This window comes from Cupriavidus sp. H39 (genome assembly GCF_050271075.1).
GTDB classification, from domain to species: domain Bacteria; phylum Pseudomonadota; class Gammaproteobacteria; order Burkholderiales; family Burkholderiaceae; genus Cupriavidus; species Cupriavidus necator_B.
In genome coordinates this window covers 1,570,584-1,597,482 of record NZ_CP189848.1, presented here as the reverse complement: position 1 = coordinate 1,597,482, position 26,899 = coordinate 1,570,584, and the positions used below count along the sequence as shown (strand labels likewise).

Annotated in this window: 17 protein-coding genes and 2 tRNA genes; 13 read left to right on the top strand and 6 right to left on the bottom strand. The window is 67.5% G+C overall.

Annotated features, from left to right (window positions below; genetic code table 11):
• Positions 1-30: 30 nt before the first annotated feature.
• A complete protein-coding gene (gene aceE, locus ACOCMH_RS22865; RefSeq protein ID WP_427313137.1) occupies positions 31-2,718 on the bottom strand; it encodes a pyruvate dehydrogenase (acetyl-transferring), homodimeric type in 2,688 nt (895 codons plus the stop codon).
• A 426-nt stretch (positions 2,719-3,144) separates the two neighbouring features.
• Here aceE and ACOCMH_RS22860 point away from each other — a divergent pair, with 426 nt between their 5' ends.
• Positions 3,145-5,757 carry a PAS domain S-box protein gene (locus ACOCMH_RS22860; protein ID WP_427313136.1) on the top strand — a complete coding sequence of 871 codons (2,613 nt, stop codon included), beginning with the start codon at positions 3,145-3,147 and terminating at the stop codon, positions 5,755-5,757.
• A gap of 164 nt (positions 5,758-5,921) precedes the next feature.
• Positions 5,922-6,554: a response regulator transcription factor gene (locus tag ACOCMH_RS22855; protein WP_115662376.1), complete on the top strand. Its 633-nt coding sequence runs from the start codon at positions 5,922-5,924 to the stop codon at positions 6,552-6,554.
• A 98-nt stretch (positions 6,555-6,652) separates the two neighbouring features.
• Here ACOCMH_RS22855 and ACOCMH_RS22850 read toward each other — a convergent pair whose 3' ends face one another.
• On the bottom strand, positions 6,653-7,333 hold the full coding sequence (locus tag ACOCMH_RS22850; protein ID WP_427313135.1) for a hypothetical protein: 681 nt from the start codon (positions 7,331-7,333) through the stop codon (positions 6,653-6,655).
• Between the two features lie 159 nt (positions 7,334-7,492).
• Here ACOCMH_RS22850 and folD point away from each other — a divergent pair, with 159 nt between their 5' ends.
• From folD to ACOCMH_RS22825, 5 genes are all read left to right on the top strand, one after another.
• The gene (gene folD, locus ACOCMH_RS22845; protein ID WP_427313134.1) at positions 7,493-8,344 is read left to right on the top strand and encodes a bifunctional methylenetetrahydrofolate dehydrogenase/methenyltetrahydrofolate cyclohydrolase FolD; all 852 of its coding nucleotides are present in this window, start codon (positions 7,493-7,495) and stop codon (positions 8,342-8,344) included.
• A 114-nt stretch (positions 8,345-8,458) separates the two neighbouring features.
• Entirely contained in the window at positions 8,459-10,543 is a 2,085-nt protein-coding gene (locus ACOCMH_RS22840) for a M3 family metallopeptidase (protein WP_427313133.1), read from the top strand.
• Positions 10,540-11,370 carry an exodeoxyribonuclease III gene (gene xth, locus ACOCMH_RS22835; RefSeq protein ID WP_427313132.1) on the top strand — a complete coding sequence of 277 codons (831 nt, stop codon included), beginning with the start codon at positions 10,540-10,542 and terminating at the stop codon, positions 11,368-11,370. The genes ACOCMH_RS22840 and xth overlap by 4 nt, the downstream gene beginning before the upstream one ends.
• Positions 11,371-11,476: 106 nt before the next feature.
• Positions 11,477-11,995 (top strand): homoprotocatechuate degradation operon regulator HpaR, encoded by a 519-nt coding sequence (gene hpaR, locus ACOCMH_RS22830; RefSeq protein WP_427313131.1) that lies wholly within the window; start codon positions 11,477-11,479, stop codon positions 11,993-11,995.
• 19 nt (positions 11,996-12,014) lie between these two features.
• A complete protein-coding gene (locus tag ACOCMH_RS22825) occupies positions 12,015-13,832 on the top strand; it encodes a SulP family inorganic anion transporter (protein ID WP_427313130.1) in 1,818 nt (605 codons plus the stop codon).
• 132 nt (positions 13,833-13,964) lie between these two features.
• Here ACOCMH_RS22825 and ACOCMH_RS22820 read toward each other — a convergent pair whose 3' ends face one another.
• Positions 13,965-14,228: a DUF1488 domain-containing protein gene (locus tag ACOCMH_RS22820; protein WP_018006788.1), complete on the bottom strand. Its 264-nt coding sequence runs from the start codon at positions 14,226-14,228 to the stop codon at positions 13,965-13,967.
• A 226-nt stretch (positions 14,229-14,454) separates the two neighbouring features.
• Here ACOCMH_RS22820 and ACOCMH_RS22815 point away from each other — a divergent pair.
• Positions 14,455-14,530: transfer RNA gene (locus tag ACOCMH_RS22815), tRNA-Lys, on the top strand.
• A 127-nt stretch (positions 14,531-14,657) separates the two neighbouring features.
• Here the strand turns inward: ACOCMH_RS22815 and ACOCMH_RS22810 are convergent.
• Positions 14,658-16,046 carry an 8-oxoguanine deaminase gene (locus ACOCMH_RS22810; RefSeq protein WP_427313129.1) on the bottom strand — a complete coding sequence of 463 codons (1,389 nt, stop codon included), beginning with the start codon at positions 16,044-16,046 and terminating at the stop codon, positions 14,658-14,660.
• Positions 16,047-16,184: 138 nt separating this feature from the next.
• On the bottom strand, positions 16,185-17,093 hold the full coding sequence (locus ACOCMH_RS22805) for a LysR substrate-binding domain-containing protein (RefSeq protein WP_427313128.1): 909 nt from the start codon (positions 17,091-17,093) through the stop codon (positions 16,185-16,187).
• A gap of 149 nt (positions 17,094-17,242) precedes the next feature.
• Between ACOCMH_RS22805 and ACOCMH_RS22800 the strand changes: the two genes are divergently transcribed.
• The 3 genes from ACOCMH_RS22800 to ACOCMH_RS22790 all read left to right on the top strand — a co-directional run bounded on the left by ACOCMH_RS22800 (position 17,243) and on the right by ACOCMH_RS22790 (position 19,334).
• Positions 17,243-17,318, top strand: a tRNA-Lys gene (locus ACOCMH_RS22800).
• A 355-nt stretch (positions 17,319-17,673) separates the two neighbouring features.
• Complete coding sequence (locus ACOCMH_RS22795) at positions 17,674-18,654, top strand: Bug family tripartite tricarboxylate transporter substrate binding protein (protein WP_427313127.1); 981 nt, start codon at positions 17,674-17,676, stop codon at positions 18,652-18,654.
• 320 nt (positions 18,655-18,974) lie between these two features.
• Positions 18,975-19,334 carry a hypothetical protein gene (locus tag ACOCMH_RS22790; protein WP_427313126.1) on the top strand — a complete coding sequence of 120 codons (360 nt, stop codon included), beginning with the start codon at positions 18,975-18,977 and terminating at the stop codon, positions 19,332-19,334.
• A gap of 60 nt (positions 19,335-19,394) precedes the next feature.
• On the opposite strand, the gene ACOCMH_RS22785 is transcribed toward ACOCMH_RS22790, so the two are convergent.
• Positions 19,395-20,915: an acetyl-CoA hydrolase/transferase family protein gene (locus ACOCMH_RS22785; RefSeq protein ID WP_427313125.1), complete on the bottom strand. Its 1,521-nt coding sequence runs from the start codon at positions 20,913-20,915 to the stop codon at positions 19,395-19,397.
• A 395-nt stretch (positions 20,916-21,310) separates the two neighbouring features.
• On the opposite strand from ACOCMH_RS22785, the gene ACOCMH_RS22780 reads away from it, so the two are divergent.
• Together ACOCMH_RS22780 and ACOCMH_RS22775 are read left to right on the top strand one after the other, a co-directional pair.
• The gene (locus tag ACOCMH_RS22780; RefSeq protein WP_427313124.1) at positions 21,311-21,862 is read left to right on the top strand and encodes a MarR family transcriptional regulator; all 552 of its coding nucleotides are present in this window, start codon (positions 21,311-21,313) and stop codon (positions 21,860-21,862) included.
• A gap of 169 nt (positions 21,863-22,031) precedes the next feature.
• Complete coding sequence (locus ACOCMH_RS22775) at positions 22,032-26,885, top strand: NAD-glutamate dehydrogenase (RefSeq protein WP_427313123.1); 4,854 nt, start codon at positions 22,032-22,034, stop codon at positions 26,883-26,885.
• Positions 26,886-26,899: the final 14 nt, after the last annotated feature.

Sequence of the window (26,899 nt, the reverse complement as noted above, 5' to 3'; positions counted from 1 at the left end):
ACTGCGGGGGGGTGGGTGCAGGCTGCCGGATCAGACCGACATCGGGTTGGGCTTGTTCGGGTCGAGGTTGTACTTCTTGATGGCCTCGGCGACCTTGTCGCGGCTGATCGCACCCTCGTCGGCCAGCGCCTTGAGCGCGGCCAGCGTGACCCAGTAGCGGTCCACTTCGAAGAAGTGGCGCAGCTTCTCGCGCGTATCCGAGCGGCCGAAGCCGTCGGTGCCGAGCACCACGTAGCGGCGCGGCACGTACGGACGGATCTGCTCGGCAAAGGTGCGCACGTAGTCGGTGGAGGCAATCACCGGGCCGCGGGCCGACTTCAGCTTCTGCGTGACAAAGGCTTCGCGCTGGGTCTCGGCCGGATGCAGCAGGTTGAAGCGCTCGGCGGCCTGGCCGTCGCGGGCCAGTTCGGTGAAGCTCGGGCAGCCCCACAGGTCGGACTCGACGCCCCAGTCCTTCTTCAGCAGGTCGGCGGCGGCGATCACCTCGCGGAAGATCGTGCCCGAACCCAGCAGCTGCACGCGCGGCGCGTTGCTGTTCTCGACGCCCTTGCGGAACTGGTACATGCCCTTGACGATGTCCTGCTCTACGCCAGCCGGCATTTCCGGGTGCTCGTAGTTCTCGTTCATCACCGTCAGGTAGTAGTAGACGTCTTCCTGCTCGGCGTACATGCGGCGCAGGCCGTCCTGCATGATCACCGCCAGTTCGTACTGGAAGGTCGGGTCGTACGAGATGCAGTTGGGGATGACGGCGTGGAACACGTGCGAATGGCCGTCTTCATGCTGCAGGCCTTCGCCGTTCAGCGTGGTGCGGCCTGCGGTGCCGCCCAGCAGGAAGCCGCGCGAGCGCATGTCGGCGGCGGCCCAGCACAGGTCGCCGATCCGCTGGATGCCGAACATCGAGTAGTAGATGTAGAACGGGATCATCTGCACGCCGTGGGTCGAGTACGACGTGGCGGCGGCGATCCAGTCGCACATGGCGCCGGCTTCGTTGATGCCTTCCTGCAGCACCTGGCCAGTCTGCGATTCCTTGTAGAACATCAGCTGGTCGTGGTCTTCCGGCACGTACTTCTGGCCTTCCTGGTTCCAGATGCCGACCTGGCGGAACAGGCCTTCCATGCCGAAGGTGCGCGACTCGTCCGGGACGATGGGCACCACGTGCTTGCCGATCTGCTTGTCCTTCAGCAGGGTGTTCAGGATCCGCACGAAGGCCATGGTGGTGGACACTTCGCGGCCTTCGCCCGTGGCCTTGAGCAGCGCCTCGAACGCCTTCAGCTCGGGCACCGCCAGGGCTTCGGCCTTCTGGCGCCGGGCCGGCAGGTAGCCGCCCAGGTTCATGCGCGCCTGGCGCATGTATTCCAGTTCCTTCGAGCCTTCCTCGAAGGTGATGTACGGCACTTCTTCCAGCTTGTCGTCGGCGACCGGCAGGTTGAACTGGTCACGGAACTTGCGGATCGCGTCCACCGGCATCTTCTTCTGCTGGTGCGCGACGTTCATGGCCTGGCCGGCGTCGCCCATGCCATAGCCCTTGATGGTCTTGGCCAGGATCAGCGTGGGCTGGCCCTTGTGCTCGCTGGCGGCCTTGTAGGCGGCGTAGATCTTGTGCGGATCGTGGCCGCCGCGGTTCAGGCGCCAGATGTCCTCGTCGGACCAGTCGGCGACCATCGCCTTCAGCTCAGGCGTGTTGAAGAAGTGCTCGCGGACGTAGGCGCCGTCCTTGGCCTTCATGGTCTGGTACTCGCCGTCCACGCAGTCCATCATGCGCTTCATCAGCAGGCCCTTGGTGTCGCGTGCCAGCAGCGCGTCCCACTTGCTGCCCCACACCACCTTGATCACGTTCCAGCCCGCGCCGCGGAACTCGGACTCGAGCTCCTGGATGATCTTGCCGTTGCCGCGCACCGGGCCGTCCAGGCGCTGCAGGTTGCAGTTGATGACGAAGACCAGGTTGTCGAGCTTCTCGCGGCCGGCCATGCCGATCGCGCCCAGCGATTCCGGCTCGTCGGTCTCGCCGTCGCCCAGGAAGGCCCAGACCTTGCGGTCGCCGGCCTTGGCCAGGCCGCGGCTGTCCAGGTACTTCATGAAGCGGGCCTGGTAGATGGCCATGATCGGGCCCAGGCCCATCGACACCGTCGGGAATTGCCAGAAGTCCGGCATCAGCCACGGGTGCGGGTACGACGAGATGCCCTTGCCGTCGACTTCCTGGCGGAAGTTGTCGAGCTGTTCGGGGGTCAGGCGGCCCAGCAGGAAGGCGCGCGAATACACGCCCGGAGCCGAGTGGCCCTGCACGAAGACCAGATCGCCGCCGCTCTGTTCCGAGGGGGCGCGCCAGAAATGGTTGTAGCCGACGTCGTACAGCGTGGCCGCCGAGGCAAACGACGAGATATGGCCGCCGACATTGGTGTGCTTGTTGGCGCGCAGCACCATCGCCATGGCGTTCCAGCGGGTGTACGAGCGGATCCGGTGCTCGATGTCCTGGTCGCCGGGGATGCGCGCCTGCTGCTCGACCGGGATGGTGTTGATGTATTGCGTCTCGGCGTGGAACGGCTGGGTCACGCCGTTCACGCGGGCGTATTCGATCTGCTTGTCGATCAGGAAGGCCGCGCGCGCCGGGCCTTCGGCGGCCAGCACGCCCTGCAGGGCGTCGAGCCATTCATGGGTTTCCTGGGGATCGGCGTCGTTGGCGCTCGAGGCGCCGAGGATCTGCTCTGGTACGGCGGACATGACTGTCTCCTGGGTGAATTCTTCGCTTCCGTGTCCGCGCGCAGCGCCCGGACACGACTCTGTTACGTATGACTCGCACCGACTTGCGGAGATCGGCGCCATTGCCGCCTTGCATCGGGGCCGCCGCCGGGAAACCTGTTCCGGTTTCTCCGCGCGGCAGGCGCATGGCTACCGCCCGCATTCTTGGGTCGGACCGATTCTATGGAAGCCCAAAGTCGAGCACAAGCGAAATTTTCAAATTGCGATATCGTTTTTTATAATGTGGAATTATGTCGCAGCGCACAAAGAATCACAGCCAGACCTGCGCGCGTTGCGCTGCAATCGTCCCCACGCTGGCCGGCGCCAACTGGATTTCATTGGCGCTTTCCCCAAGCGACGCACCGCAATAATCTCGGTACACTGGTCGGTCAGCCGTCAATCCCTCCCATGCCGTTTTTCAACCGCCTCGATCGCCTTTTCCGCAGCCTGCGTGCCGCCATGCTTCCCTCCGATGCGTCGGGTACAGCCAAGGCCGCGGGCGGCGAGTCCGCGCCTGTCCCGCATGCGCCTTCCCCGGCCGCAGGCCTGGGGCCGATCGAAGCGCTGGGACCCGACGATGGCGCCCCGGTGGCGCCGCCGCGCGGCCTCTGGTGGCTGCGCTGGCGCAACCTGGTCGCGACCAGCTGGTTCATGTTCATCCCGCTGGTTGCCATTGTGCTCTTCACCGTGGCGATGGGCGTAATCCTGTGGTCGCTGCACGAGACCGAACGCCAGCAGCAGCGCGATGCGCTGTACCGCGACGCGGCCTGGGCCCAGCAGCGCGTGCGCCTGTCGCTGCTGAGCAACCAGGACCAGCTGGCCTCGCTCGCGCGCGACATCGCCGCCGCGCAGCTGGAGCAAGGCGCATACCGCACCGCGGCGCAGGAAATCCTGCGCGAGAACCCCGAGATCGTCTTCATCAACTGGCTCGATGCCACCAAGCGGGGGCGCTGGTCGCTGCCGTCGACCTCTGAATTCGCCAGCCGCCTGCGCGAGAACCAGGACCAGCCGCTCGAACCCGAAGTGCTCGACACCTTCGACGCCGCGCGCGAGACCCAGCGCGTGGTCTACTCGCGCCCGCTGGTCAATGAACGCGGCGACAGCTTCATGCTGATGGAAGTGCCGATCGTGCGCGACAACGAGTTTCTCGGCACGCTGGGCGCGCTCTATTCGATCAACGGCATCCTGACGCACCTCCTGCCGCCCGAGCTGACCGAGCGCTACCGCTTCTCGCTAATCGACAAGAACAACCAGACCCGCGCCAGCACGTCGCTGCGGCCGGTGCCGGGCAATGCGCTGTCGTACGAGGTGCTGCTGGACCCGCCCGGCCACTCGCTGTCGCTGCGCGCCGATGCGTACCCGCCCGCATCCAACCTGCCCAACAACATGCTGCTGTGGCTGGTGGTGGGGCTGTCGTGCTTCCTGCTGTGGAGCCTGTGGAGCATGTGGCGGCACACCAGCCGCCGTTCCGAGGCGCAGCGCGCGTTGCTGGCCGAGACCTCGTTCCGGCGCGCGATGGAAAACTCGATGCTGATCGGCCTGCGCGCGCTCGACCTGAACGGCCGCATCACCTACGTCAACCCGGCCTTCTGCCGCATGACCGGCTGGCAGGAGAACGACCTGGTCGGGCGCCTGCCGCCCTTCCCCTACTGGCCGCCCAATGACCAGCAGGAGATGCAGAAGCAGATCGACCTGACGCTGCAGGGCAAGTCGCCCGCGGGTGGCTACGAGATGCGCGTGATGCGCCGCGACGGCAGCAGCTTCTATGCGCGCATGTACGTGTCGCCGCTGGTGGACAGCCGCGGCCGTCATACCGGCTGGATGAGCTCGATGACGGACATCACCGAGCCCAAGCGCGCGCGCGAGGAACTGGCCGCCGCGCACGACCGCTTCACCACCGTGCTGGAAAGCCTGGACGCCGCGGTGTCGGTGCTGGCCACCGACAAGGCTGAGTTGCTGTTCGCCAACCGCTACTACCGCCAGCTGTTCGGCTGGGAGGCCGAGGGCCACCTGAAGCTGGCTGGCGACGAACTCGACAAGGACCAGGTCTCCAGCGACAACACCGACTATGTCGATGCCTATGCCGGCCTGCCGGCATCGGAACTGATGCCGTACGCATCGGATGCGCGCGAGGTGTTCGTGCCCGACATGCAGAAATGGTTCGAAGTGCGCCGCCGCTATATCCAGTGGGTCGACGGCCACCTGGCGCAGATGCAGATCGCCACCGACATCACCGTGCGCAAGGCCGCCGAGGAAATGGCGCGCCAGCATGAAGAGCGCCTGCAGTTCACCAGCCGCCTGACCACCATGGGCGAGATGGCGTCGTCGCTGGCGCATGAGCTGAACCAGCCGCTGGCGGCGATCAACAACTACTGCATGGGCGCGGTGGCGCGGCTGCATTCCGGACGCAGCACGCCCGAGGACCTGATCCCGGTGCTGGAGAAGACCTCGGCGCAGGCGGTGCGCGCCGGCACCATCATCAGCCGCATCCGCGGCTTCGTGAAGCGCAGCCAGCCGCAGCGGCGCGAGGCCGCGCTGCACGACATCGTCGCCGACGCGGTGGGCCTGGCCGACCTGGAGGCCACGCGCCGCCGCGTCACCATCCTGACGCGCCTGCCGACGCCGCCGCTGACGGTCTATGTCGACCCGGTGCTGATCGAACAGGTGCTGGTGAACCTGCTCAAGAACGCGGTCGAAGCCATGGCCGGCCTGCCCGCGCTGCGCGCCGGCGGCGTGGTGCGGCTGCACGCGCGGGTCGAGGCGGGCGAGATCGGCGACAACGTCCATATCGACGTGATCGACCAGGGCCCGGGCGTCGACGAGGCCACCAAGGAGCGGCTGTTCGAGCCCTTCTTCAGCACCAAGTCCGACGGCATGGGCATGGGGCTGAACATCTGCCGCTCGATCATCGAGTCGCACCAGGGCCGGCTGTGGGTCGAGAACAATGTCGACGGCATCGGCTGTACCTTCAAGATCATGCTGCCGCTGCAGTCGGCGCTGGTCGAAACGCTGGCCGAATAACAAGCGCCCGCGCCCGCGGGCCCGCGCACCCGCGCACCCGCGCACCATCCGGTGCCTGGCGCCCGCTGCGCCGCTTCCCCTCCGACGTGGGGGGCCTGTCTCGCCACAGAGGGCCGCTGCCGGTTACACTTCGCAGCAATGAATGGTTGTCCCGAGGAGACTACATGACCGCAACGCCAAACCCCACGCCCCACCGCGGCGAGACCGTATTCATCGTCGACGACGATGAAGCCATGCGCGACTCGCTGACCTGGCTGCTGGAGGGCAATGGCTATCAGGTGCGCAGCTTCACCAGTGCCGAGCAGTTCCTCGCCGCCTACGACGCCAGCCAGGTGTCCTGCCTGATCCTCGACGTGCGCATGCCCGGCATGAGCGGCCCGGAACTGCAGGAGCGCATGATCGCCGAGCAGATCGACATCCCCATCGTCTTCATTACCGGCCACGGCGACGTGCCGATGGCGGTGTCGACGATGAAGCGCGGCGCGATCGACTTCATCGAGAAGCCCTTCGACGAGTCTGAGTTGCGCGCGTTGGTCGAGCGCATGCTGCAGAAGGCCCGCACCGACCACTCCACCGCCCGCGAGCAGCGCGCCGCCAAGGACTTGCTGGGCAAGCTGACCACGCGCGAGCAGCAGGTGCTGGAGCGCATCGTGGCCGGCCGCCTGAACAAGCAGATCGCCGACGACCTGGGCATTTCCATCAAGACCGTGGAGGCGCACCGCGCCAACATCATGGAAAAGCTCAACGTCAATACCGTCGCCGACCTGCTGCGCCTGGCGCTGTCGCGCAACAGCTGAGCGGCTGGCGCCTGCCCGCTCTTGCCTGGTGCGGCCACGGGCCGCACCCGTGCCCTGCTGCACGCTGTTTCGCGCTTGCGTGCGCTGCCGCATGGCGCTCAGCGGCCCAAGTATTCCTCGTCGCGGAAAGTCACCACCCACTGTGGACGATAGATCACAAATACCGCGACCAGCATGCCGGTGAGAAACGCCTCGCCAAAGGCCAGGATGACGGCGCCTAGCAGCGCATCGGCAAGGCTCAGGGACTGTCCGGGCACCGTCAAGTAGCGCCAGCCCGCCTGCGCCGCGCCCGCCCCGAGCGCGGCCAGCCCCGCGGTGAAATACCCGTGCCCCAGGATGAAGACGAACGGATGGCGCGGCAGCCGGCGCCGCGTCGCCGCCTGCAGGCCCGCCGAGATCAGCGCCGGCAGCAGCCCCAGCCAGACATAGCGCACCCATAGCGCGGCCCAGTCGAACTGGCTCCAGCCGTGCCCGGCCAGGTACTCCAGCCCCAGCAGCGAGATGACATCGGCGGCGAACATCGACAGCAGCGCCAGCGGCAGCCCGAACAGCGTCACCATCAGCGTGGCGCCGAGCAGTTGGATCACCACGCCGCCGGCCAGCGTCGCGCGCACCGTCCACAGCAGCGCCACCAGCAGCATCGCGCCCAGCCAGGCATGCTGCAGCGTATCGCGGCGCAACAGCCGCCAGGGCCGGCGCGTCAGCGCCCACAGCAGTCCGGCCACGGACAGCAGCACCAGCAGCGGATCGGACAGCGTCGAGGCAAGCGCGGTAGGCATGCGGCCGATGCTACCAGTGCCGGGCGGCACGAGGGCTGGCGGCGGTCAAGCTCCGTGCGACAGGCCTCGCGCAGCCTTTATAATTCCGCCTTTGGCCCCTGCCGCGCGCCTGCGCAGGCCGGCGCCTCCACCTTCTCGCCATCACCCCGCCCTGCCTCCATGCCTGCCCAACTGATCGACGGCAACGCCCTTGCCAAGCAAATCCGCTCCGAAGCCGCCCAGCGCGCCGCCCGCCTGACCGAACGCGGCCACCAGCCCGGCCTGGCCGTGGTCCTGGTGGGCGAAGACCCGGCCAGCCAGGTCTACGTGCGCAACAAGGTCAAGGCGTGCGAGGACAACGGCTTCCATTCGTCGCTGGACCGCTATCCGGCCGACCTGTCCGAGGCCGACCTGCTGGCCCGCATCGACGAGCTCAATCATGATCCCCGCATCCACGGCATCCTGGTCCAGCTGCCGCTGCCCAAGCACATCGACAGCCACAAGGTGCTGGAAGCGATCGCACCGGAGAAGGACGTCGACGGCTTCCACGTCGCCAATGCCGGCGCGCTGATGACCGGCGCGCCGCTGTTCCGCCCGTGCACGCCCTATGGCTGCATGAAAATGCTGGAATCGATCCAGTATCCGCTGCGCGGCGCGCGCGCGGTGGTGGTGGGCGCCTCCAATATCGTCGGCAAGCCGATGGCGATGCTGCTGCTGCAGGCTGGCGCCACCGTCACCATCTGCAACAGCAAGACGCGCGATATCGGCGCTCACACCCGCGACGCCGACGTGGTGGTGGCCGCGGTCGGCAAGCGCAACCTGATCACGGCCGACATGGTCAAGCCCGGCGCGGTAGTGATCGATGTCGGCATGAACCGCGATGACCACGGCAAGCTGTGCGGCGATGTCGACTTCGCCGGCGTGCGCGAAGTCGCCGGCTACATCACGCCGGTGCCCGGCGGCGTGGGACCGATGACCATCACCATGCTGCTGATCAATACGCTGGAAGCGGCCGAGCGCGCCGCGGGCTAACCCCCCGCTTTGCCGCCGGCGCACCATGCGCCACCCGGGGCACTGGAAAATCCGCGCCCCGGCCCCATCTGCGGGAATATTGCCTGACCGAGGCCAGCCAACCGAGAACACGCCATGGACCACGCCGCCAACGCTACCAATCCGCTGCTGGACTTTTCCGACCTGCCCCGCTTTGCCGAGATCCGGCCCGAGCACATCAGCCCCGCGCTCGACGTGCTGCTGGAGCGCGCGCAACAGGCCGTCGCCCGCGCCGAAGATCCGGCCACACCCGCCGACTGGGCCAACGCCGTGCAGGCGCTGGAAGCCGCCACCGAGCCGCTGGGCCGCGCCTGGGGCGTGGTCAGCCACCTGAGCGCTGTCGCCGATACGCCCGAACTGCGCCAGGCGCATGCCGAGAACCTGCCGCGCATGACCGAGTTCTGGTCCTCGCTGGGGCAAAGCCTGGCGCTGTACGACAAGTACAAGGCGCTGGCGGCCAGTGCCGAGTTCGCCGGCATGAGCGCGGCGCGCCACCAGCTGATCGAGAACGAGCTGCGCGGCTTCCGGCTGGGCGGCGCCGAACTGCCCGAGGACAGGAAGCCCCGCTTTGCCGAGATCCAGGAGCAGCAGGCCCAGCTGTCCAAGGCCTTCTCCGACCACGTGCTGGACGCCACCAACGCGTACACGCTGATCATCGAAGACGAAGCGCGCCTGTCCGGCCTGCCCGACGATGCCCGCGAAGCCGCCCGCCACGCCGCGGAAAAGGACGGCAAGCCCGGCTGGAAGTTCACGCTGCACTTCCCCTCCTACTTCCCCGTGCTGCAGTACGCGGACGACCGCGCGCTGCGCCAGACCCTGTACGAGGCCAACGTCACGCGTGCTTCCGAGCTGGGCCCGCAGCATGGCCAGGGCCAGGCCGACTGGGACAACACCGCCAATATGCGCAAGCAGCTGGCGCTGCGCCGCGAAGAGGCGCAGATGCTCGGCTACCAGTGCTATGGTGAAGTCTCGCTGGTGCCGAAGATGGCCGAATCGCCGGCCGAGGTGCTGAAGTTCCTCGACGAACTGGCGGTCAAGGCGCGCCCCTACGCCGAGCAGGACTGGGCCGAGCTGAAGGCCTTCGCCGCGGCCGAACTGGGCCTGCCGGAACTGGCGCCCTGGGACGTGGCCTACGCCTCGGAGAAGCTGCGCCAGCAGCGCTATGCGTTCTCCGAACACGAGGTCAAGCAGTATTTCCCGGAAGCCAAGGTGCTGGAAGGCCTGTTCGGCGTGGTGCAGAAGCTGTTCTCGGTACGTATCGAGCCGGAGCCCGCGCAGACCTGGCACCCGGACGCGCGCTTCTTCCGCGTCAGCACCGCCGATGGCACGCTGCTGGCCCAGTTCTACATCGACCTGTACGCGCGCGAAGGCAAGCGCGGCGGCGCCTGGATGGACGACGCCCGCGGCCGCAAGGTGCTCGAGCACGGCGGCGTGCAGACGCCGGTGGCCTACCTGACCTGCAACTTCTCGGCGCCGGTGGGCGGCAAGCCCGCGCTGTTCACGCACGATGAAGTCATCACCCTGTTCCACGAGTTCGGCCACGGCCTGCACCACATGCTGACGCAGGTGGGCGAGCTGGGCGTGTCGGGCATCAACGGCGTCGAGTGGGATGCGGTGGAACTGCCGTCGCAGTTCATGGAGAACTTCTGCTGGGAGTACGAAGTGCTGACCGGCATGACGCAGCACGTCGACACCGGCGAGCCGCTGCCGCGGGCGCTGTTCGAGCGCATGCTGGCGGCCAAGAACTTCCAGAACGGCATGATGACGCTGCGCCAGATCGTGTTCTCGTCGTTCGACATGCACCTGCATACCGATTTCGACCCGGCCGGCGCCACCTCGGTGCTGGACCTGTCGCGCCAGATCAACGACCGCGTGCACGTGGTGCCGCAGCATCCGCTGTCGCGCTGGCCGAACACCTTCAGCCATATCTTTGCCGGCGGCTATGCGGCGGGATACTACAGCTACAAGTGGGCCGAAGTGCTGTCGGCCGATGTCTACGCGGCGTTCGAAGAGGCCGCCCAGCTGTCGGGTACCGTGCTGGACAGCGAAACCGGCGCGCGCTACCAGCGCGAGATCCTGTCGGTCGGCGGCAGCCGCCCGGCGATGGATTCATTCGTGGCCTTCCGCGGCCGCGCGCCGCAGATCGACGCGCTGCTGCGTCACGGCGGGATGGCGGCATGAGTGCGCTGGGACTGCCGGGCCAGGGCCCGCTGCGCATCGCCAGCTGGAACGTCAATTCGCTCAAGGTACGGCTGCCGCAGGTGCTGCAGTGGCTGGCCGAGCAGGAGCAGGCCGGCGCGCCGATCGACGCGCTGTGCCTGCAGGAACTGAAGCTGCCCGACGACAAATACCCGCTGGCCGAACTGGAAAACGCCGGTTTCCACAGCGTCTACACCGGCCAGAAGACCTACAACGGCGTCGCCATCCTGGCCCGCGACGCGAGCATGCCCGGCCCCGTCGACGTGGTGCGCAATATCCCCGGTTTCGAGGATGCGCAGCAGCGCGTGATCGCCGCGACCTATGGCGACCTGCGGTTGGTCTGCGCCTACTTCCCGAACGGGCAGTCGCCTGACTCGGACAAGTTCGCCTACAAGCTGCAATGGCTGGATGCCATGAAGGCGTGGCTGCGCGAGGAACTGGCACGGCACCCGCGGCTGGCGCTGCTGGGCGACTTCAATATCGCGCCGGAAGACCGGGACGTGCACGATCCCGCCAAGTGGGAAGGCCAGAACCTGGTCTCGCCGCCGGAGCGCGCCGCCTTTGCCGCGCTGCTCGAACTAGGCCTGGCCGATGCGTTTCGCAAGTTCGAGCAGCCGGAGAAGGCATTCTCGTGGTGGGACTACCGCATGCTGGCGTTCCGGCGCAATGCCGGGCTGCGCATCGACCATATCCTGCTGTCGCCCGCGCTGACCGAGCAGTGCAGCGCCTGCGTGATCGACCGGGTGCCGCGCACGTGGGAGCAGCCGTCCGACCACACGCCGGTGGTGGCGACGCTGCATTGCGGCTGACACGCTCGCGCGTGCACGCGCGGCCTTGCTGGCGCGTGGCGCCGGTTCAGGCAAGCCCGGGCAAGCCCCGCTCGCCCCAAGGTGCCATGCCCGCTACACTGCGGGCATGAGCCCTTCCAGCCAGGCCATGTTTCGCCATCGCAATCTCCCTCACCTGCTGCTGCAAGCGCGCGAAGCGTTGCTGGCCGGCTTCCGGCCGATCCTGCGGCAGTTCGGCGTGACCGAGCAGCAATGGCGCGTGCTGCGCACGCTCAACGAGCGCGGGCCGATGGAGCCCAACCAGCTGGCCGAGGCCTGCCTGATCCTGAGCCCCAGCCTGACCCGCATGCTGGCGGGCATGGAAGACGCCGGGCTGGTGGAGCGCACCCGCTCCGCCACCGACCAGCGCCGCCAGCTGGTCAACCTGACCGCCGCCGCGCACGACGTCATCGCCGGGATGGAGCCACTGATCGACGCCCGCTACCAGCAGCTTGCGCAGCAGTTGGGGGCCGAGCGGCTGGCCGAGGTCTATCGCGCGCTTGACGCCATGCTGGCCAGCCTCGCCGCGCAGCCGGCTGCGCCCCCATCCACTTCGTCCGCCTCCGCTGCCTTGCCGCCGTCCGGACCCGGCGGCGCAGCCGGCTAGCCCGCCCCGTTCTCTGCCGATGCCCGCACTGTCCCCCGGCTCCCTGCTACCGCGCCTGTTCCCATGGAGCCAGCGCGTCGATTCGACCACGCTGCGCGCCGACCTGGTGGCGGGACTGCTCGGGGCGGTGCTGGTGTTGCCGCAGGGGGTGGCGTTCGCCACGCTCGCTGGCCTGCCGCCGCAATACGGCATCTACAGCGCGGTGGTGCCGTGCATCGTGGCGGCGCTGTTCGGGTCGAGCTGGCACGTGATGTCAGGGCCGACCAACGCCAACTCGCTGGCGCTGTTCGCAATGCTGAGTCCGCTCGCGTTTGCGGGCAGTCCGGCCTATATCGGCCTGGCGCTTGCGGTCACCATCGTGGTGGGCGTGATGCAGCTGGCGGTGGGCACGCTGCGGCTGGGCTCGCTGGCTAACTTTATTTCGCCGTCGGTGCTGCTTGGGTTTACCTGCGGTGCGGCGACGCTGATCGGCCTGTACGCACTGAAGGACCTGCTCGGGCTGTCGGTGCCGACCGGCACCAGCGCATTCGGCGTGGTGCGCCACCTGTTCGAGCATGCCGGCAGCATCAACTGGGACGCGGCCATGGTGGGCGCGGTCACGCTGGCGGTGACGCTGCTGTGCAAGCGGCTGTGGCGGCGGCTGCCGTTCATGCTGCTGGGCCTGCTCGCCGGCTATGGCGTGGCATTGCTGCTGAACCGGGCTGGCGGCCATCACGTCAACGTGGTCGGGCCGATTCCGTCGGCGCTGCCGCACTTCCAGGTGCCGGAGGTGGACTGGCGCAAGCTGCCCGACCTGCTGGGCATCGCCGCGGCGCTGACCATCGTCGCGCTGGGCCAGTCGATCTCGATCGCCAAGGCCGTGGCGTTGCGCTCGGGCCAGCATATCGATGCCAACCGCGAGTTTATCGGACAGGGGCTGTCGAATATCGCGGGCGGCTTCTTCTCCGGCTATATCTCCTGCGGCTCGCTCAACCGCTCTGTCCCCAACTTCGAGGCCGGTGCGCGCACGCCGCTGGCGAGCGTGTTCTCGGCGCTGTGGCTGGTGGCGCTGGTCGCCGTCAGCGCCCCGCTACTGGCCCGGATCCCGATGGCGGCAATCGCTGCGATGCTGCTGCTGGTGGCGTGGGGCCTGCTCGACCTTGCGCGGCTGCGCCGCATCTTCACGCTCAGCCGCACCGAGTTCGCGATCGCCATCGGCACCTTTGCCGCCACGCTGGTGATCCGCCTGGAAATGGCGGTGCTGCTCGGCACCGTGCTGTCGCTGGTGGCCTACCTGTACCGCACCGCGCGGCCCGCCGTGCGCAGCCTGGTGCCGGATGCCGACGACCCCGGCCGGCGCTTCACGCCGCTGGACGAGCTGCGCCGCCCGCAGCCGGAATGCCCGCAGCTCAAGCTGCTGCGCATGGAAGGCGCGATCTACTTCGGCGCCGTGCAATACGTGACCGACCGCCTGCACTGGCTGCGCACGGTCAATGCCGGCCAGACCCACCTGCTGGCGATGACCAAGAGCATGAACTTCATCGACCTCGCCGGCGCCGAAATGTGGGAATACGAGCTGAGCGAGCGCCGCGCGCTGGGCGGCGACCTGTACTTCCACCGTCCACGCACGCAGGTGCTGCAGACCTGGGCGCAGACCGGCTTTGCCGACAAGCTCGGCGCCGACCACATCTTCCCGACCAAGCGGCAGGCACTGCACACCATCATCGGGCAGCTATCGCCGGAGATCTGCGCCGGTTGCTCGGTGCGCATCTTCGAGGAATGCGCGTCGCGGCCGGGCGGCGCGGCCGCGCCGGCGCACGCGCGCTCCGCAGCAAGAACGACGGCTGGAAAAAACTAAAAAAGGAAACTGGGATCTGCCTGCGCCGGCGGCGCCGGCTGGGCAAGCAAGGCCGGACGGCCTACGCTCTGGTCGCTGACAACAGATGGGCGCCCGCGGCTTGCCTGGGGCGGGCCGGGGCATCCATCCGCATCAGATCGGCGCCACGTGGGCGCGCTTGACGACGATTGGCTGCGGCGCGCCCTGCTCGATCAGCACCACGGCGGCGCGCTCGATGGTTTCGCGGCCGGCGCGGAATGCTTCTTCGAGTGACAACACCTGGTCGGCGCTGAAACCTTCCCACAGTGCTTCGCGTGTCACCACGCAAGTCACCTTCTCGCCATTGACAAGTGCCTGGAACAACAAGCCTTCGTTATTGATGTCGTAGCGCTCTTGCTCTTGGAATTTGATATCCATCGGTGCAGCCCTCCATATGCAAGTGGAGAAACATCCTAACATGGCTCCGGCAAAATCGGATGGGTACAACCCATGCGAATGGGTTCATCCGGAAGACCGCCGCGACTGCCGTTCGGTTCCGTCGGCCGCCCCCTTCGCATGCGGGGCATGCTGCCGCAGGTTGCCATGGCAATTGCGTCAGGCAATTGACAGCGGCGGAAATCATGCTAAAATCTCGTTCTTCGTTGGGGCGTTAGCTCAGTTGGTAGAGCAGCGGACTCTTAATCCGTAGGTCGAGTGTTCGAGTCACTCACGCCCCACCACCGAATACAAAAAGGCCGGAAGCAGCAATGCTTCCGGCCTTTTGCTTTTTGCATACGCTTTGCGCTGCACCGCATGCACGCATCCGCCGCGGCACGGCCCACCGGCCTGTGCCGCAGCGAGGCTTCGTCACGCGCCGAGGCTGGCCCGTTCGAACAGCGTGCGTGCCAGCGCGCGATGTCGCAGCAGCACATCGGGCAGGTCGGCCGTCAGCAGCTCGCCGTCACGCACCACTTCCCTGCCGTTGATCACGCTGGCCGCGACATTGGCTGGCGTGCAGAACACCAATGCCGCCACCGGGTCATGGCCGGCACCGGCAAATCCGACCGCCGACATGTCGAAGGCGACGAAGTCCGCCGACATGCCCGGCGCCAGCGCACCGATATCGTCGCGGTTGAGCACGCGTGCGCCGCCCAGCGTGGCGATTTCCAGCGCCTCGCGCGCGCTCATCGCGGCCGGCCCGTAGCCGACCCGCTGCAGCAGCATCGCCTGGCGCGCCTCGCCCAGCATATGCGCGCCATCGTTCGACGCGCTCCCGTCCACGCCCAGGCCCACCGGCACGCCCGCATCGCGCATGGCACGCACCGGCGCAATGCCCGATGCCAGCCGCATGTTCGAACACGGACAATGCGCCACGCCGGTGCCGGTACGGGCGAACAGCGCAATGCCCTCCTGGTCCAGCTTGACGCAGTGCGCGTGCCACACATCGTGGCCGACCCAGCCCAGGTCCTCGGCATACTGCGCTGGCGTCATCCCGAACTTTTCGCGCGAATAGGCAATGTCGTTGTCGTTCTCGGCCAGATGCGTATGCAGCGACACGCCGTAGTGCCGCGCCATCACCGCCGATTCGCGCATCAGGTCGCGCGACACCGAGAACGGCGAGCATGGTGCCAGCACCACGCGCAGCATCGCGTGGCGCGCGCTGTCGTGGTACCGCTCGACCAGCCGCTGGCTGTCGCGCAGGATGGCAGCTTCTTCTTCGACCACCACGTCCGGCGGCAGGCCGCCCTTGCTGCGCCCTACGCTCATCGAGCCGCGCGCGGCATGGAAACGCATGCCCATCTCCTGCGCCGCGGCGATCGAATCATCCAGGCGCGAACCGTTGGGAAACAGGTAGAGGTGGTCGCTGGTGGTGGTGCAGCCCGACAGCATCAGCTCGGCCATCGCGGTCTTGGTCGACACCGCGATCATTTCCGGCGTCAGGTGCGACCACAGCATGTACAGGTTGGTCAGCCACGAAAACAGCTCGGCATCCTGCGCCGCGGGCACCGCGCGCGTCAGGCTTTGGTACATGTGGTGGTGCGTGTTGACCAGCCCGGGCGTGACCACGCGGCCGCGCATGTCGAGCACCCGCGCGCTGCCGTCGTCGACCATGCGCCGGTATTGCGGCGGCAGCTCCGCGCTGGGGCCGACCCATTGCACGGCGGGGCCTTCGGCGACCAGCGCACCGTCGCGGATCTCGCGGCGCTGGGCGTCCATGGTCACCAGGACATCGGCATGGAGGGCAATCAGGGTCATGGCGGAATTCCTTCTGGGTAGCGGATGGGATGACGGTCGGAACCGTTCGCCGCCAGTCTACGGCGGCGCGCTGCCGCGTCCCAAGCATAGAATTCCGAGCAGGCTGTCCACAAAAAGTGGACATCCACCCGCGCCGGCTCAGCGCGCCTGCGCGAACAGCAGCGCCAGCGCGTCGCCGATGCGCTCGGCCATCAGCCCCGCCGCGGCGCTGAGCTGGCCGCTCGCGCGCGCCACCAGCGTCAGCGTCTGGCCCTGCAGGTGACGGTCGCGCAACGGCACGTACACCAGCGCCTGGCGCGCGCGCTCCTCCATCACATCGAGCGGGTTCAGCAGCGCAATGCCGGTCCCCAGCAGCACCAGCTGCCGGATCAGCACGGTCGAGGTCGACTCCGCCACCGGCGAGACTTCGATCGCATTGCGCGCAAATGCCGCATCCAGGATGCCGCGGATCGACAACGAGGGCGCCGGCAGGATCAGCGGATAACCAACGCACTCGCTCAGCAGCGCCGATGGCCGCGCCGCCAACTCGTGGCCCGGCGGCACCACCGCGCCGATCTGCCAGTCGCTGCTGGCCAGCGCGCGGAACGCCGGCAGTTCCGGCAGGTCATAGCCCAGCCCGAGATCGGCATCGCCCTGCTCCACCGCCGTTACGATGTCGGCCACCGGCAGGTCATTGACGCGCACCACGATGCCCGGATAGCGCTGGCGGAAGTCATGCAGCAGCGACGGCATCAGCGACCCTGCCAGGCCTGCCGTCACCGCCACCGTGACCTCGCCCCGGCGCGCGCCCTTGAAGTCTTCGATACGCTCGCGCAGCGCATCATGCTCGCGCAGCGTCTGGCGGACATGGGCCAGCACCATCTCGCCAAGCGGCGTCAGCCGCAGGCGCTTGTGGATGCGTTCGAACAGCGGCGCGCCCAGTTCCGCCTCGAGGTCCAGGATCTGCCGGTTGACCGCGGTCGGCGCCACATGCAGATACTCGGCCGCCTTGCGGATGGAACCGCGGCGGACGACCTCGTCGAGATAGCGTAGGACTCTGGCGTGCATGGGTTCTGGCAAACAAGTGAATTCGGTGCCGGCGCGAACGCGCATGGCGGCGGCCTGGCATTGTAGCGGCCAGTGCTACCGGCATCGTAAAAATGCGGCCAAAGCTATTGCGCCGCATCCGATACCTTGCTACAATCTTTTTCTTCGTTGGGGCGTTAGCTCAGTTGGTAGAGCAGCGGACTCTTAATCCGTAGGTCGAGTGTTCGAGTCACTCACGCCCCACCAGCGAATTCAGAAAAGCCGGAAGCCTTGCTTCCGGCTTTTTGCTTTTCTGTTGCCGCCATAAGATCCTCGCGTGGCTTCACGCGCGCGTTCGGCAGCGCAGCCCGATTCTTGATACGCGGGTTCTCACCAATTCCCCTGCACGCGCTTTCCCGGTTGAATCGCTTCCGCGCACGTTGTGGAACATAGTTCCGTATCGCGGAACTCTCGCAAGGTGCCGGCCGTACCGCGATCCCGGCACGGCCCGGTCATTCCAGCCCGGGAAGCCCTGACAGCGCGGGACACCGGATCGGTAGCGATCCGCGCACACGCCTGCAGCCCGGCTGGCGAATCAGTGAAAGAAGAATGGAGGCCCTCCTTGAAAGCAGTCCTTAACGCCGGCGCAGCCGCCTGCATCGTGGCCCTCGGCCTGGCCCACGTCGGCCTGGCACAGGCCCAGTCCTACCCCGCCAAGCCGATCCGCCTGATCGTGCCGTTCGCGGCCGGCGGCACCACCGATATCGTGGCGCGCGCAGTCTCCGACGGCCTGGGGCGTGAACTGGGCCAGCCGGTGGTGGTGGAAAACCGGGGCGGCGGCGGCGGTGCCATCGGCGCCGACGCGCTGGCCAAGTCCGCGCCGGACGGCTACACGCTCGGCATCGCCACGGTCAGCACCATGGCGACCAACCCGGCCACCAACCCGAAGAATCCGTACGATCCGCTCAAGGACTTCGCGCCGATCACCAACCTGGTCAACGTGCCAAATGTGCTGACGGTGAATCCGAAGGTGCCGGCCAAGACCCTGAAGGAATTCGTGGCGATGCTGAAGGCCAACCCGGGCAAGTACAGCTACGCCTCGGCCGGCAAGGGCAGCATCTCGCACCTGGATGGGGAACTGTTCAAGGACATCACCAAGACCGACATGGTCCACATCCCCTACCGGGGCTCGGGCCCGGCGCTGAACGACACCCTGGCCGGCCAGGTCAACGCGCAGTTCGACAACCTGCCGTCGTCGATGCCGCATATCCAGGCCGGCAAGCTGCGCGCGCTCGCGGTGGCGGCGCCCAAGCGCGTCGAGGGCCTCCCCGACGTGCCGACGTTTGCCGAGGCCGGCATGAAAGACATGAACAACATGGCCTGGTACGGCCTGGTGGCCCCGGCCGGTACGCCGGCGGCGATCATCACGCGCGTGCATGACGCCGCGGTCAAGGCGCTGCAGGATCCCAACGTCAAGCGCCGCCTTGCCGACAGCGGGGCCTACACCGATGGCAACACCCCGGCGCAATACGCCGCGCAGATCAAGCGCGAACTGGACCTGCGCAAGAAGATCGCGCGCGACCAGAACATCACGCTGGAATAAGTCCGTGGGGCGGCGCCGACCGCCTCCGGACGCAGAAACCGGCTGCCACGGCAGCCGGTTTTTTTATGGGCGGCGCCTGTCAATGCACCGCGCGCTACTCGGATTCTTCCTATTCGGGCGACACTTGATCCCGCACAGCACGCGCGCTCGGGCGGTAACGTTCAATACGTGTAGAAGAAACTTTCACTTTGCGGACACGCGCCGCCTCGGTACATTTACCGGGTGCTCCGCAGCACGCGCCGGCAGTCGACCGGCCAACGTCCGGCCCCAAACCGGTTTCGCGCAGGCGCTGCGCGACCGTCATTCGCGAGGATAGCAAGATGCTGAAGAAGTCCGTTCCGACCCTGATCGTTGCAGCCCTGGCCGCGCTTGGCGCAACGCAAGTGCATGCGCAGAAGAACTACACCGACGGCGGCGATCTCTACGGCGGCAGCCACACCAAGAAAGGCGGCCCGAATCAGAATCCGGCCAAGTCGGGCAAGTTCGACCCGTACACGGACGGTGCAAAACAATCGACCAAGTCGGAGCTGACCAACTCCGGCAAGAAGGTCGATCCGAACACCGATGGCGCCAAGTCCGGCAAGTTCGATCCGTACACCGACGGCGCCAAGGCGGGCAAGGCCGATCCCTACACCGACGGCGCCAAGGCGCCCGCCAGCCACGGGACCAAGGCGCACTAACGCCGCCCCGCGCCCAGCCAGACAGCCCGCCCGCGCGGGCTGTCTTGTTTCCAGGGGACCTCAGGCGGCCAGCGCCGGCGCCGGCGCCGGCGCCGGCTGCATGGTGCCGCGGTCGCGGAAGGCGGCATGCCAGGACAGCGCCTCTTCCACCCGGTGCGGGGTCTGGCCGCCGAGCCCGCAGGCGCGCCGGAAATAATCGCCCAGCAGGTCGCGGTATTGCGGATCGGCACAATTGGCAATGACCGTGCGCGCGCGTTCGCGCGGCGCCAGGCCCCGCAGGTCGGCCAGGCCGTGCTCGGTGACGATGATGTCAACGTCATGCTCGGTATGGTCGACGTGCGCGACCATCGGCACGATGCTGGAGATAGCGCCGCCCTTGGCCACCGACTTGGTCACGAACACCGACAAGTGCGCATTGCGGGCAAAGTCACCCGAGCCGCCGATGCCGTTCATCATGTGCGTCCCGCCCACATGGGTGGAGTTGACGTTGCCGTAGATGTCGCACTCGAGCGCCGTGTTGATGGTGATCAGCCCCAGCCGGCGCAGTATTTCCGGGTGGTTGCTGATTTCCTGCGGCCGCAGCAGCAGCCGCGAGCGGTAGCGGTCCAGGTTAGACAGGAAGCGCTGGTACACCTCGCGCGTCAGCGTCACCGACGAAGCCGAGGCAAAGGCAAGGCGTCCCGCGTCCAGCAGCTCGATGGTGCTGTCCTGCAGCACTTCGGAGTACATCTGCAGGTCGCGGAACGGCGACTCGACCATCCCGTGCAGCACCGCATTGGCAATGGTGCCGATGCCGGCCTGCAGCGGCTGCAGCGACGGCGACAAGCGCCCGGCACGGACTTCGCGCAGCAGGAATTCATTGAGGTGGCCGGCGATCTGGCGGGTCTCGGCATCCGGTGGCAACGCGTTGGATGGGCTGTCATCCTTGGCGGTAAAGACAATGGCGGCGATCTTCTCGGGATCGACCGGGATATACGGCAGGCCGATGCGCTGCGCCGGCGCGATCAGTGGAATCGGCTGGCGGTACGGACGCTGCACCGGGAAATAGATGTCGTGCAGCCCTTCCAGCTCCAGCGGCATGTTCAGGTTGATCTCGACAATCACCTGGCGCGCCAGCATGGCGAAGCTGGCCGAATTGCCCACCGAGGTGCTGGGGATGATGCCGCCCTGCTCGGTAATGGCCACCGCCTCCACCACCGCGACGTCCACTGGCGCGATCTGGCCGGAGCGCAGCTGCTCCACGGTCTCGGACAGATGCTGGTCGATAAACATCACTTCGCCCGCATTGATCTTGCGGCGCAGCGTGGCATCGGACTGGAACGGCAGGCGGCGCGCGATCACGTCGGCCTCCGCCAGCACCCGGTCGATGTCGTTGCCGAGCGAGGCCCCGGTCATCAGGGTGATGCGCAGCGGTTCGGTGGCCGCGCGCCGCGCCAGCGCGAACGGCACTTCCTTGCAGTCGCCAGCGCGCGTGAAACCGCTCATGCCTACCGTCATGCCGTCGCGGATCAGCGCGGCGGCTTCGTCGGCCGAGACTACCTTGTCATGCAGCCTGGCCAGGCGAATGCGTTCCTTGTCCATCTTGATCTCCGGTCTGACGGCCGGCCGGTGCCTGCGCCGTTCGCCCCGTACTGGCCTTGGCGGCTTGTGGGCGGGGTCTCCGGCAGGCAGTGTAGCCAGCCGCGGTTATTCCAGCGATGGTTTAAAGTCATCGACGCCAGTCGCCTTTTTCATTGCCGGCCGTGCGGGCGCAGGCGCAGCCAGCGCCACCGGGGCCGCGCCGCGCCTTAGGACATTCCCGCAGTTGTCACAAAACCGGCAAAAGTTTCTGTTAGTCTCGCCGTTCGGTCGACCCAGCCCGCCAGAGAGGCTGCGGCGTCCGTGCCGCCCGGGCCGGCCCATGCTCCGGCCCCTCGCACCCCTTGCGGGTGCCTGTGCATTGCGGTGGCGGCAAATCACCACAGGAGACGCCATTCATGCAGCCAAGACCCCTCGAACCCAGCGAGCCGGTTGTCCTTGCCCTGATTGACGCAGTCACCGCCTGGCAAGGTGCGTTGGAGCAGACCTTGCAAGCCTCGGGCCTTAACTATTCCCAGTGGCTGCTGCTGCGGGCCATCCGCCAGGGTGCCTTCAAGCGCGGCCTATCGCTGGGCGGTCCGATGCCGATCGATGCCGCGCAATCCGAGGCCATGCTCGATGAGCTGCGCCGCGACGGCTGGATCGAGTACACCGCGACCATGGCCCCCCGCGTTGCGGAAGGCGCCACCATGCGGATGCAACGTACCGCGCAGGCCGTGAGCGCACTGCACAGCGTCTCGGTCGCGGCGTTCAACCCCCAGGAGCGGGCCGCGCTGGTCAGCTTGCTGGACCGCATGGAATCCACCTTGATCAGCCACACCTCGCGCCAGGTCAGGTCGGTCGCCGAGACCGCCCGGCAAGAACGGCACACCCAGCCGCTCCCGTGCCCCGGCCTGCCGCCAGTCGCCCACCGCCCCACCTCCTGCCCCAGCCTGGCCACGCGCTTCTGAACGAAGCCCTCGCCGATCCCGCGGCATGCCGCCGGGACCGGCCAGCCACCCTTCCCTCGCTCGCGCCAGTACCCGCCACATTGTTGCGCCGGGGACTCGGATTTTTCCTAAAGTATGAGCATGCCCCGGCACATGCCGCGGCGCCCATCGACACCGCGAGGAGGGGAACATGCCGCAGGAGAACGAAGACAAGGTCGCGCACCTGCTGGACCAACTGGTCTCCTTCGCGCGCGGGCGGCTGCCGGCGGCGATGTTCAGCGTGGTCGAGCCCTTCCTGCTGCACTACTACGACCAGGCCGACGCCGAAGACCTGCTGCGACGCGAAGTGGCCGACCTGTACGGCGCCGTCATGGCGCACTGGCAGACGGCGCAGAAGTTCAACCCCGGCAGCGCCCGCATCCGCGTCTACAACCCCAACCTGGAAGAGCACGGCTGGCACTCTGATCACACCGTGGTGGAGATCGTCAACGACGACATGCCATTCCTGGTCGACTCCGTGACGATGGAGATCAATCGACAAGGCCTGGCGCTGCACTCGGCGATCCATCCGGTATTCCGGGTCTGGCGCGGGGGCGCCGGCATCGAGCGTATCGCCCCGGCCGGCGCCGGCGAGGCCGGCGACAATTCGCGCCTGGAATCCTTCATCCATTTCGAGATCGACCGCACCGGCGAAGCCTCGCGCCTCGACGCCTTGCGCAACGGCATCTCGCAGGTGCTGGTCGACGTGCGCGCGGCGGTGGCAGACTGGCCGAAGATGTGCGACATCACACGCTCCACCATCGACGCCATGGCGCGGGCGCCGGACGCGGCCGCGCCGGAAAGCGTCGAGGCGCGCGCCTTCCTGGAATGGATGATGGACGACCATTTCTCGTTCCTGGGACAACGCGACTACCAGCTGGTGGCGCGCGACGGGCGCTACTTCCTGCGCGGCGTGGCGGGCTCCGGCGCCGGCATCCTGCGCGAAAGCCTGCGCGAGCCCGACGCCGAAGACCTGACCATGCTGCCCGCGGCGGCTACCGCGATCATCGAGGGCAGCTCGCCGATTTTCCTGACCAAGGCCAATTCGCGCGCCACCGTGCACCGTCCCGGCTATCTCGACTACGTCGGGGTCAAGCTGCTTGACGAAAACGGGCAGCTGTTCGGCGAACGGCGCTTCGTCGGCCTCTACACCTCGACCGCCTACATGGCGCCGATCGCCGAGATCCCGCTGGTGCGGCGCAAGTGCGCCAACATCCTGGCGCGCGCCGGCTTCCTCGCCAAGGGCCATCTGTACAAGTCGCTGGTCACCATCCTGGAGCAGTATCCGCGCGATGAACTGTTCCAGGCCACCGAGGATGAGCTGTTCGACATCACCACCGGCATCCTGCGGCTGCAGGAACACCAGCGCACGCGGCTGTTCGTGCGGCGCGACCGCTTCGACCGCTTTGTCTCGTGCCTGGTGTTCGTGCCGCGCGACAAGTACAACACCGACCTGCGCCAGAAGATCCAGAAGCTGCTGACCGCTGCGTTCCATGGCACCAGTTGCGAGTTCACGCCGCTGCTGTCGGAGTCGCCGCTGGCGCGCATCCAGCTGACCGTGCGCGGCGAGCCCGGCACCATGCCGAAGGTCGACACGCAGGAACTGGAAGCGCGCATCGTGCATGCCAGCCGCCGCTGGCAGGACGACCTCGCCGAAGCGCTGCACGAAAGCCACGGCGAAGAGCAAGGCAACCGGCTGCTGCAGCGCTATGGCGGCTCGTTCCCGGCGGGCTATCGCGAAGACTATCCGGCGCGCACCGCGGTGCGCGATATCGAGCTGATGGAGCACGCGCTGCGCGGCAACGGCATGGCGATGAACCTGTACCAGCCGATTGAAGCCGCGCCCGGCGCGTTCCGCTTCAAGGTGTATCGCGCCGGCGAACCGATCGCGCTGTCGCTGAGCCTGCCGATGCTGGAGCACCTGGGCGTGCGTGTCGATGAAGAGCGCCCCTACCTGATCGAGCCCGACAGCGGCGCACCGGTATGGGTGCACGACTTCGGGCTCGAAATCGCCGACAGCGGCAGCGCGGCGGAGTTCGACATCGCGCGCGTCAAGGCGCTGTTCGAGGATGCCTTCGCGCGCGCCTGGCACGGCGAGATCGAGAACGACGACCTCAACCGCCTGGTGCTGCGCGCCGAGCTGGCCGCGCGCGACGTGACCATCCTGCGCGCCTACGCACGCTATCTGCGACAGGTGGGATCCACCTTCAGCGACGCCTATATCGAGCGCGCGCTGACCGGCAACGCCGGCATTGCCGCGATGCTGGTGGCGCTGTTCGTGGCACGCTTCGACACCTACAGCGAGGTGGCGGCCGACACCGCTCGCCAGGCGCGCTGCGACAAGCTGCTGGCCGACATCGGCGCGGCGCTGGACAAAGTGCCCAACCTCGACGAAGACCGCATCCTGCGGCTCTTCCTTGGCGTGATCAACGCCACCGTGCGCACCAATTATTTCCACCGCGGCGAGGACGGCCAGCCACGTCCGTACCTGTCGTTCAAGTTCCACCCCGCGCTGGTGCCGGGCCTGCCGGAACCGCGCCCGATGTTCGAGATCTGGGTCTACTCGCCACGCGTGGAAGGAGTGCACCTGCGCGGCGGGCGCGTGGCGCGCGGCGGGCTGCGCTGGTCGGACCGGCGCGAGGACTTCCGCACCGAAGTGCTGGGCCTGATGAAGGCGCAGATGGTCAAGAACACGGTGATCGTGCCGGTCGGCTCCAAGGGCGGCTTCGTGGTCAAGCGCCCGCCGCCGCCAGGCGACCGCGATGCCTTCCTGCGCGAAGGCATTGCCTGCTACCAGACCTTCCTGCGCGGATTGCTGGACCTGACCGACAACCTCGTCGCCGGCGAGCTGGTGCCGCCGCCGCAGGTGGTGCGCCACGACGACAATGACCCCTACCTGGTGGTCGCCGCCGACAAGGGCACGGCGACGTTCTCGGACTTTGCCAATGCGATCTCGGCCGAGTACGGGTTCTGGCTGGGCGATGCCTTTGCGTCCGGCGGCTCGGTCGGCTATGACCACAAGAAAATGGGCATTACCGCGCGCGGCGCGTGGGAATCGGTCAAGCGGCATTTCCGCGAGATGGGCGTCGACATCCAGGCCACGGACTTCACCGTGGCCGGCATCGGCGACATGTCCGGCGACGTGTTCGGCAACGGCATGCTGCTGTCGCCGCATATCCGGCTGGTGGCCGCGTTCGACCACCGCCACATCTTCCTCGATCCCGATCCGGACCCGGCCCGCAGCCTGCAGGAACGCGCGCGGCTGTTCGGGCTGCCGCGCTCGAGCTGGGCCGACTACGACGCCACGCTGATTTCCAGCGGCGGCGGCATCTATCCCCGCACGGCCAAGACCATCCCGCTGTCGCCGCAGGTGCAGGCGGTGCTCGGCACCACGGCCACCACGCTGTCGCCGGCCGAGTTGATCCACGCCATCCTGATGGCGCCGGTGGACCTGCTCTACAACGGCGGCATCGGCACCTACGTCAAGTCCAGCCAGGAAACCCATCTGCAGGCCGGGGACCGCACCAACGACGCGGTGCGCGTCAATGGCAGCGAACTGCGCTGCAAGGTGGTCGGCGAAGGCGGCAACCTGGGTTTCACCCAGCTGGGCCGCATCGAGTTCGCGCGCAAGGGTGGCCGCATCAACACCGATGCCATCGACAACTCGGCCGGCGTGGACTGCTCGGACCATGAAGTCAACATCAAGATCCTGCTGGGACTGGTGGTCGCCGACGGCGAAATGACCGAGAAGCAGCGCAACAAGCTGCTGGCCGAAATGACGGACGAAGTCGGCCTGCTGGTGCTGCAGGACAACTACTACCAGACCCAGGCGCTATCGGTGGCCGGCCGCAGCAGCGGCGCGCTGCTCGACGGCGAGGCGCGCCTGGTGCGCTGGCTGGAACGCGCCGGGCGGCTGAACCGCGCGCTGGAATTCCTGCCGTCGGATGAGGACATTGCTGAACGCAAGCTGGCCGGCGAAGGGCTGACCTCGCCCGAGCGCGCGGTGCTGCTGGCCTACAGCAAGATGTGGCTGTACGACGAACTGCTGGGCTCCGACGTGCCGGAAGACGCGCTCGTTTCCGGCCTGCTTTCCGATTACTTCCCGGTGCCGCTGCGCCAGCGCTACGGCGAGGCCATGGAACGCCATCCGCTGCGGCGCGAGATCCTGTCGACGCACCTGACCAATATGCTGGTCAACCGCATCGGCGCCACCTTCGTGCACCGGATCATGGAAGAAACCGATGCGCGACCCGCTGATATCGTGCGCGCCTGCCTGATCGCGCGCGACGTATTCGGGCTGACTGCGCTATGGCAGGAGATCGACGCACTCGACAACCGCGTGGCCGACGCCGAGCAGGCGCGCATGTTCGGCTCAGTGGCACTGCTGCTGGAGCGCGCATGCCTGTGGTTCATCCGCTATCTGCGCAGCGGCAACCGCGCTACCGATGACCTGGCGCGCTTTGCGCAGGCGGCACAGTGGCTGGTGCCCCGCCTGCCGCAACTCTTGCCGCAAGCGGATGCCGCCGTGTTGGCAGAGCACACGCGTGCGCTGACCGAGGCGGGGGTGGCCGAGACGCTGGCCATGCGCGTGGCTGGCAGCGAGATTTCCGCTGCGGCGCTCGACATTGCTGAAGTGGCCGCGGCGTGCGAGCGCAGCCTGGACCTGGTGGCGGGCGTTTACTTCGCGCTGGACAGCCACCTGAGCTTCAGCTGGCTGCGCGAACGCGCGCTGGCGCTGCCCTCGGACACCCATTGGGACCTGCTGGCACGCACCACCACGCTGGAAGACCTGGGGCGGCTCAAGCGCGCGCTGACGGTCAGCGTGCTGTCGCAGGCGGGCGAGCAGGCCGCGCCGGACGCGATGATCGACGCCTGGCGCGCCAGCCGCCACGGCGCGCTCGAACGCTTCACGCGCATGCTGGCCGACCAGCGCGCTTCAGGCGCCGCGGGCCTGTCCATGCTGTCGGTCGCGGTGCGCGAGATCGGCATGCTGGAGCGAAGCTAGCCGCGCGCCGTTCA

Bases quoted from the DNA above. Each gene is read 5' to 3' on its own strand.
- ACOCMH_RS22840 (WP_427313133.1), top strand. From the start codon at position 8,459: ATGGACCACGCCGCCAACGCTACCAATCCGCTGCTGGACTTTTCCGAC.
- ACOCMH_RS22860 (WP_427313136.1), top strand. From the start codon at position 3,145: ATGCCGTTTTTCAACCGCCTCGATCGCCTTTTCCGCAGCCTGCGTGCC.
- hpaR (WP_427313131.1), top strand. From the start codon at position 11,477: ATGAGCCCTTCCAGCCAGGCCATGTTTCGCCATCGCAATCTCCCTCAC.
- folD (WP_427313134.1), top strand. From the start codon at position 7,493: ATGCCTGCCCAACTGATCGACGGCAACGCCCTTGCCAAGCAAATCCGC.
- ACOCMH_RS22805 (WP_427313128.1), bottom strand. From the start codon at position 17,093: ATGCACGCCAGAGTCCTACGCTATCTCGACGAGGTCGTCCGCCGCGGT.
- ACOCMH_RS22825 (WP_427313130.1), top strand. From the start codon at position 12,015: ATGCCCGCACTGTCCCCCGGCTCCCTGCTACCGCGCCTGTTCCCATGG.
- ACOCMH_RS22855 (WP_115662376.1), top strand. From the start codon at position 5,922: ATGACCGCAACGCCAAACCCCACGCCCCACCGCGGCGAGACCGTATTC.
- ACOCMH_RS22820 (WP_018006788.1), bottom strand. From the start codon at position 14,228: ATGGATATCAAATTCCAAGAGCAAGAGCGCTACGACATCAATAACGAA.
- ACOCMH_RS22850 (WP_427313135.1), bottom strand. From the start codon at position 7,333: ATGCCTACCGCGCTTGCCTCGACGCTGTCCGATCCGCTGCTGGTGCTG.
- ACOCMH_RS22780 (WP_427313124.1), top strand. From the start codon at position 21,311: ATGCAGCCAAGACCCCTCGAACCCAGCGAGCCGGTTGTCCTTGCCCTG.
- ACOCMH_RS22810 (WP_427313129.1), bottom strand. From the start codon at position 16,046: ATGACCCTGATTGCCCTCCATGCCGATGTCCTGGTGACCATGGACGCC.
- aceE (WP_427313137.1), bottom strand. From the start codon at position 2,718: ATGTCCGCCGTACCAGAGCAGATCCTCGGCGCCTCGAGCGCCAACGAC.
- xth (WP_427313132.1), top strand. From the start codon at position 10,540: ATGAGTGCGCTGGGACTGCCGGGCCAGGGCCCGCTGCGCATCGCCAGC.
- ACOCMH_RS22790 (WP_427313126.1), top strand. From the start codon at position 18,975: ATGCTGAAGAAGTCCGTTCCGACCCTGATCGTTGCAGCCCTGGCCGCG.
- ACOCMH_RS22775 (WP_427313123.1), top strand. From the start codon at position 22,032: ATGCCGCAGGAGAACGAAGACAAGGTCGCGCACCTGCTGGACCAACTG.
- ACOCMH_RS22785 (WP_427313125.1), bottom strand. From the start codon at position 20,915: ATGGACAAGGAACGCATTCGCCTGGCCAGGCTGCATGACAAGGTAGTC.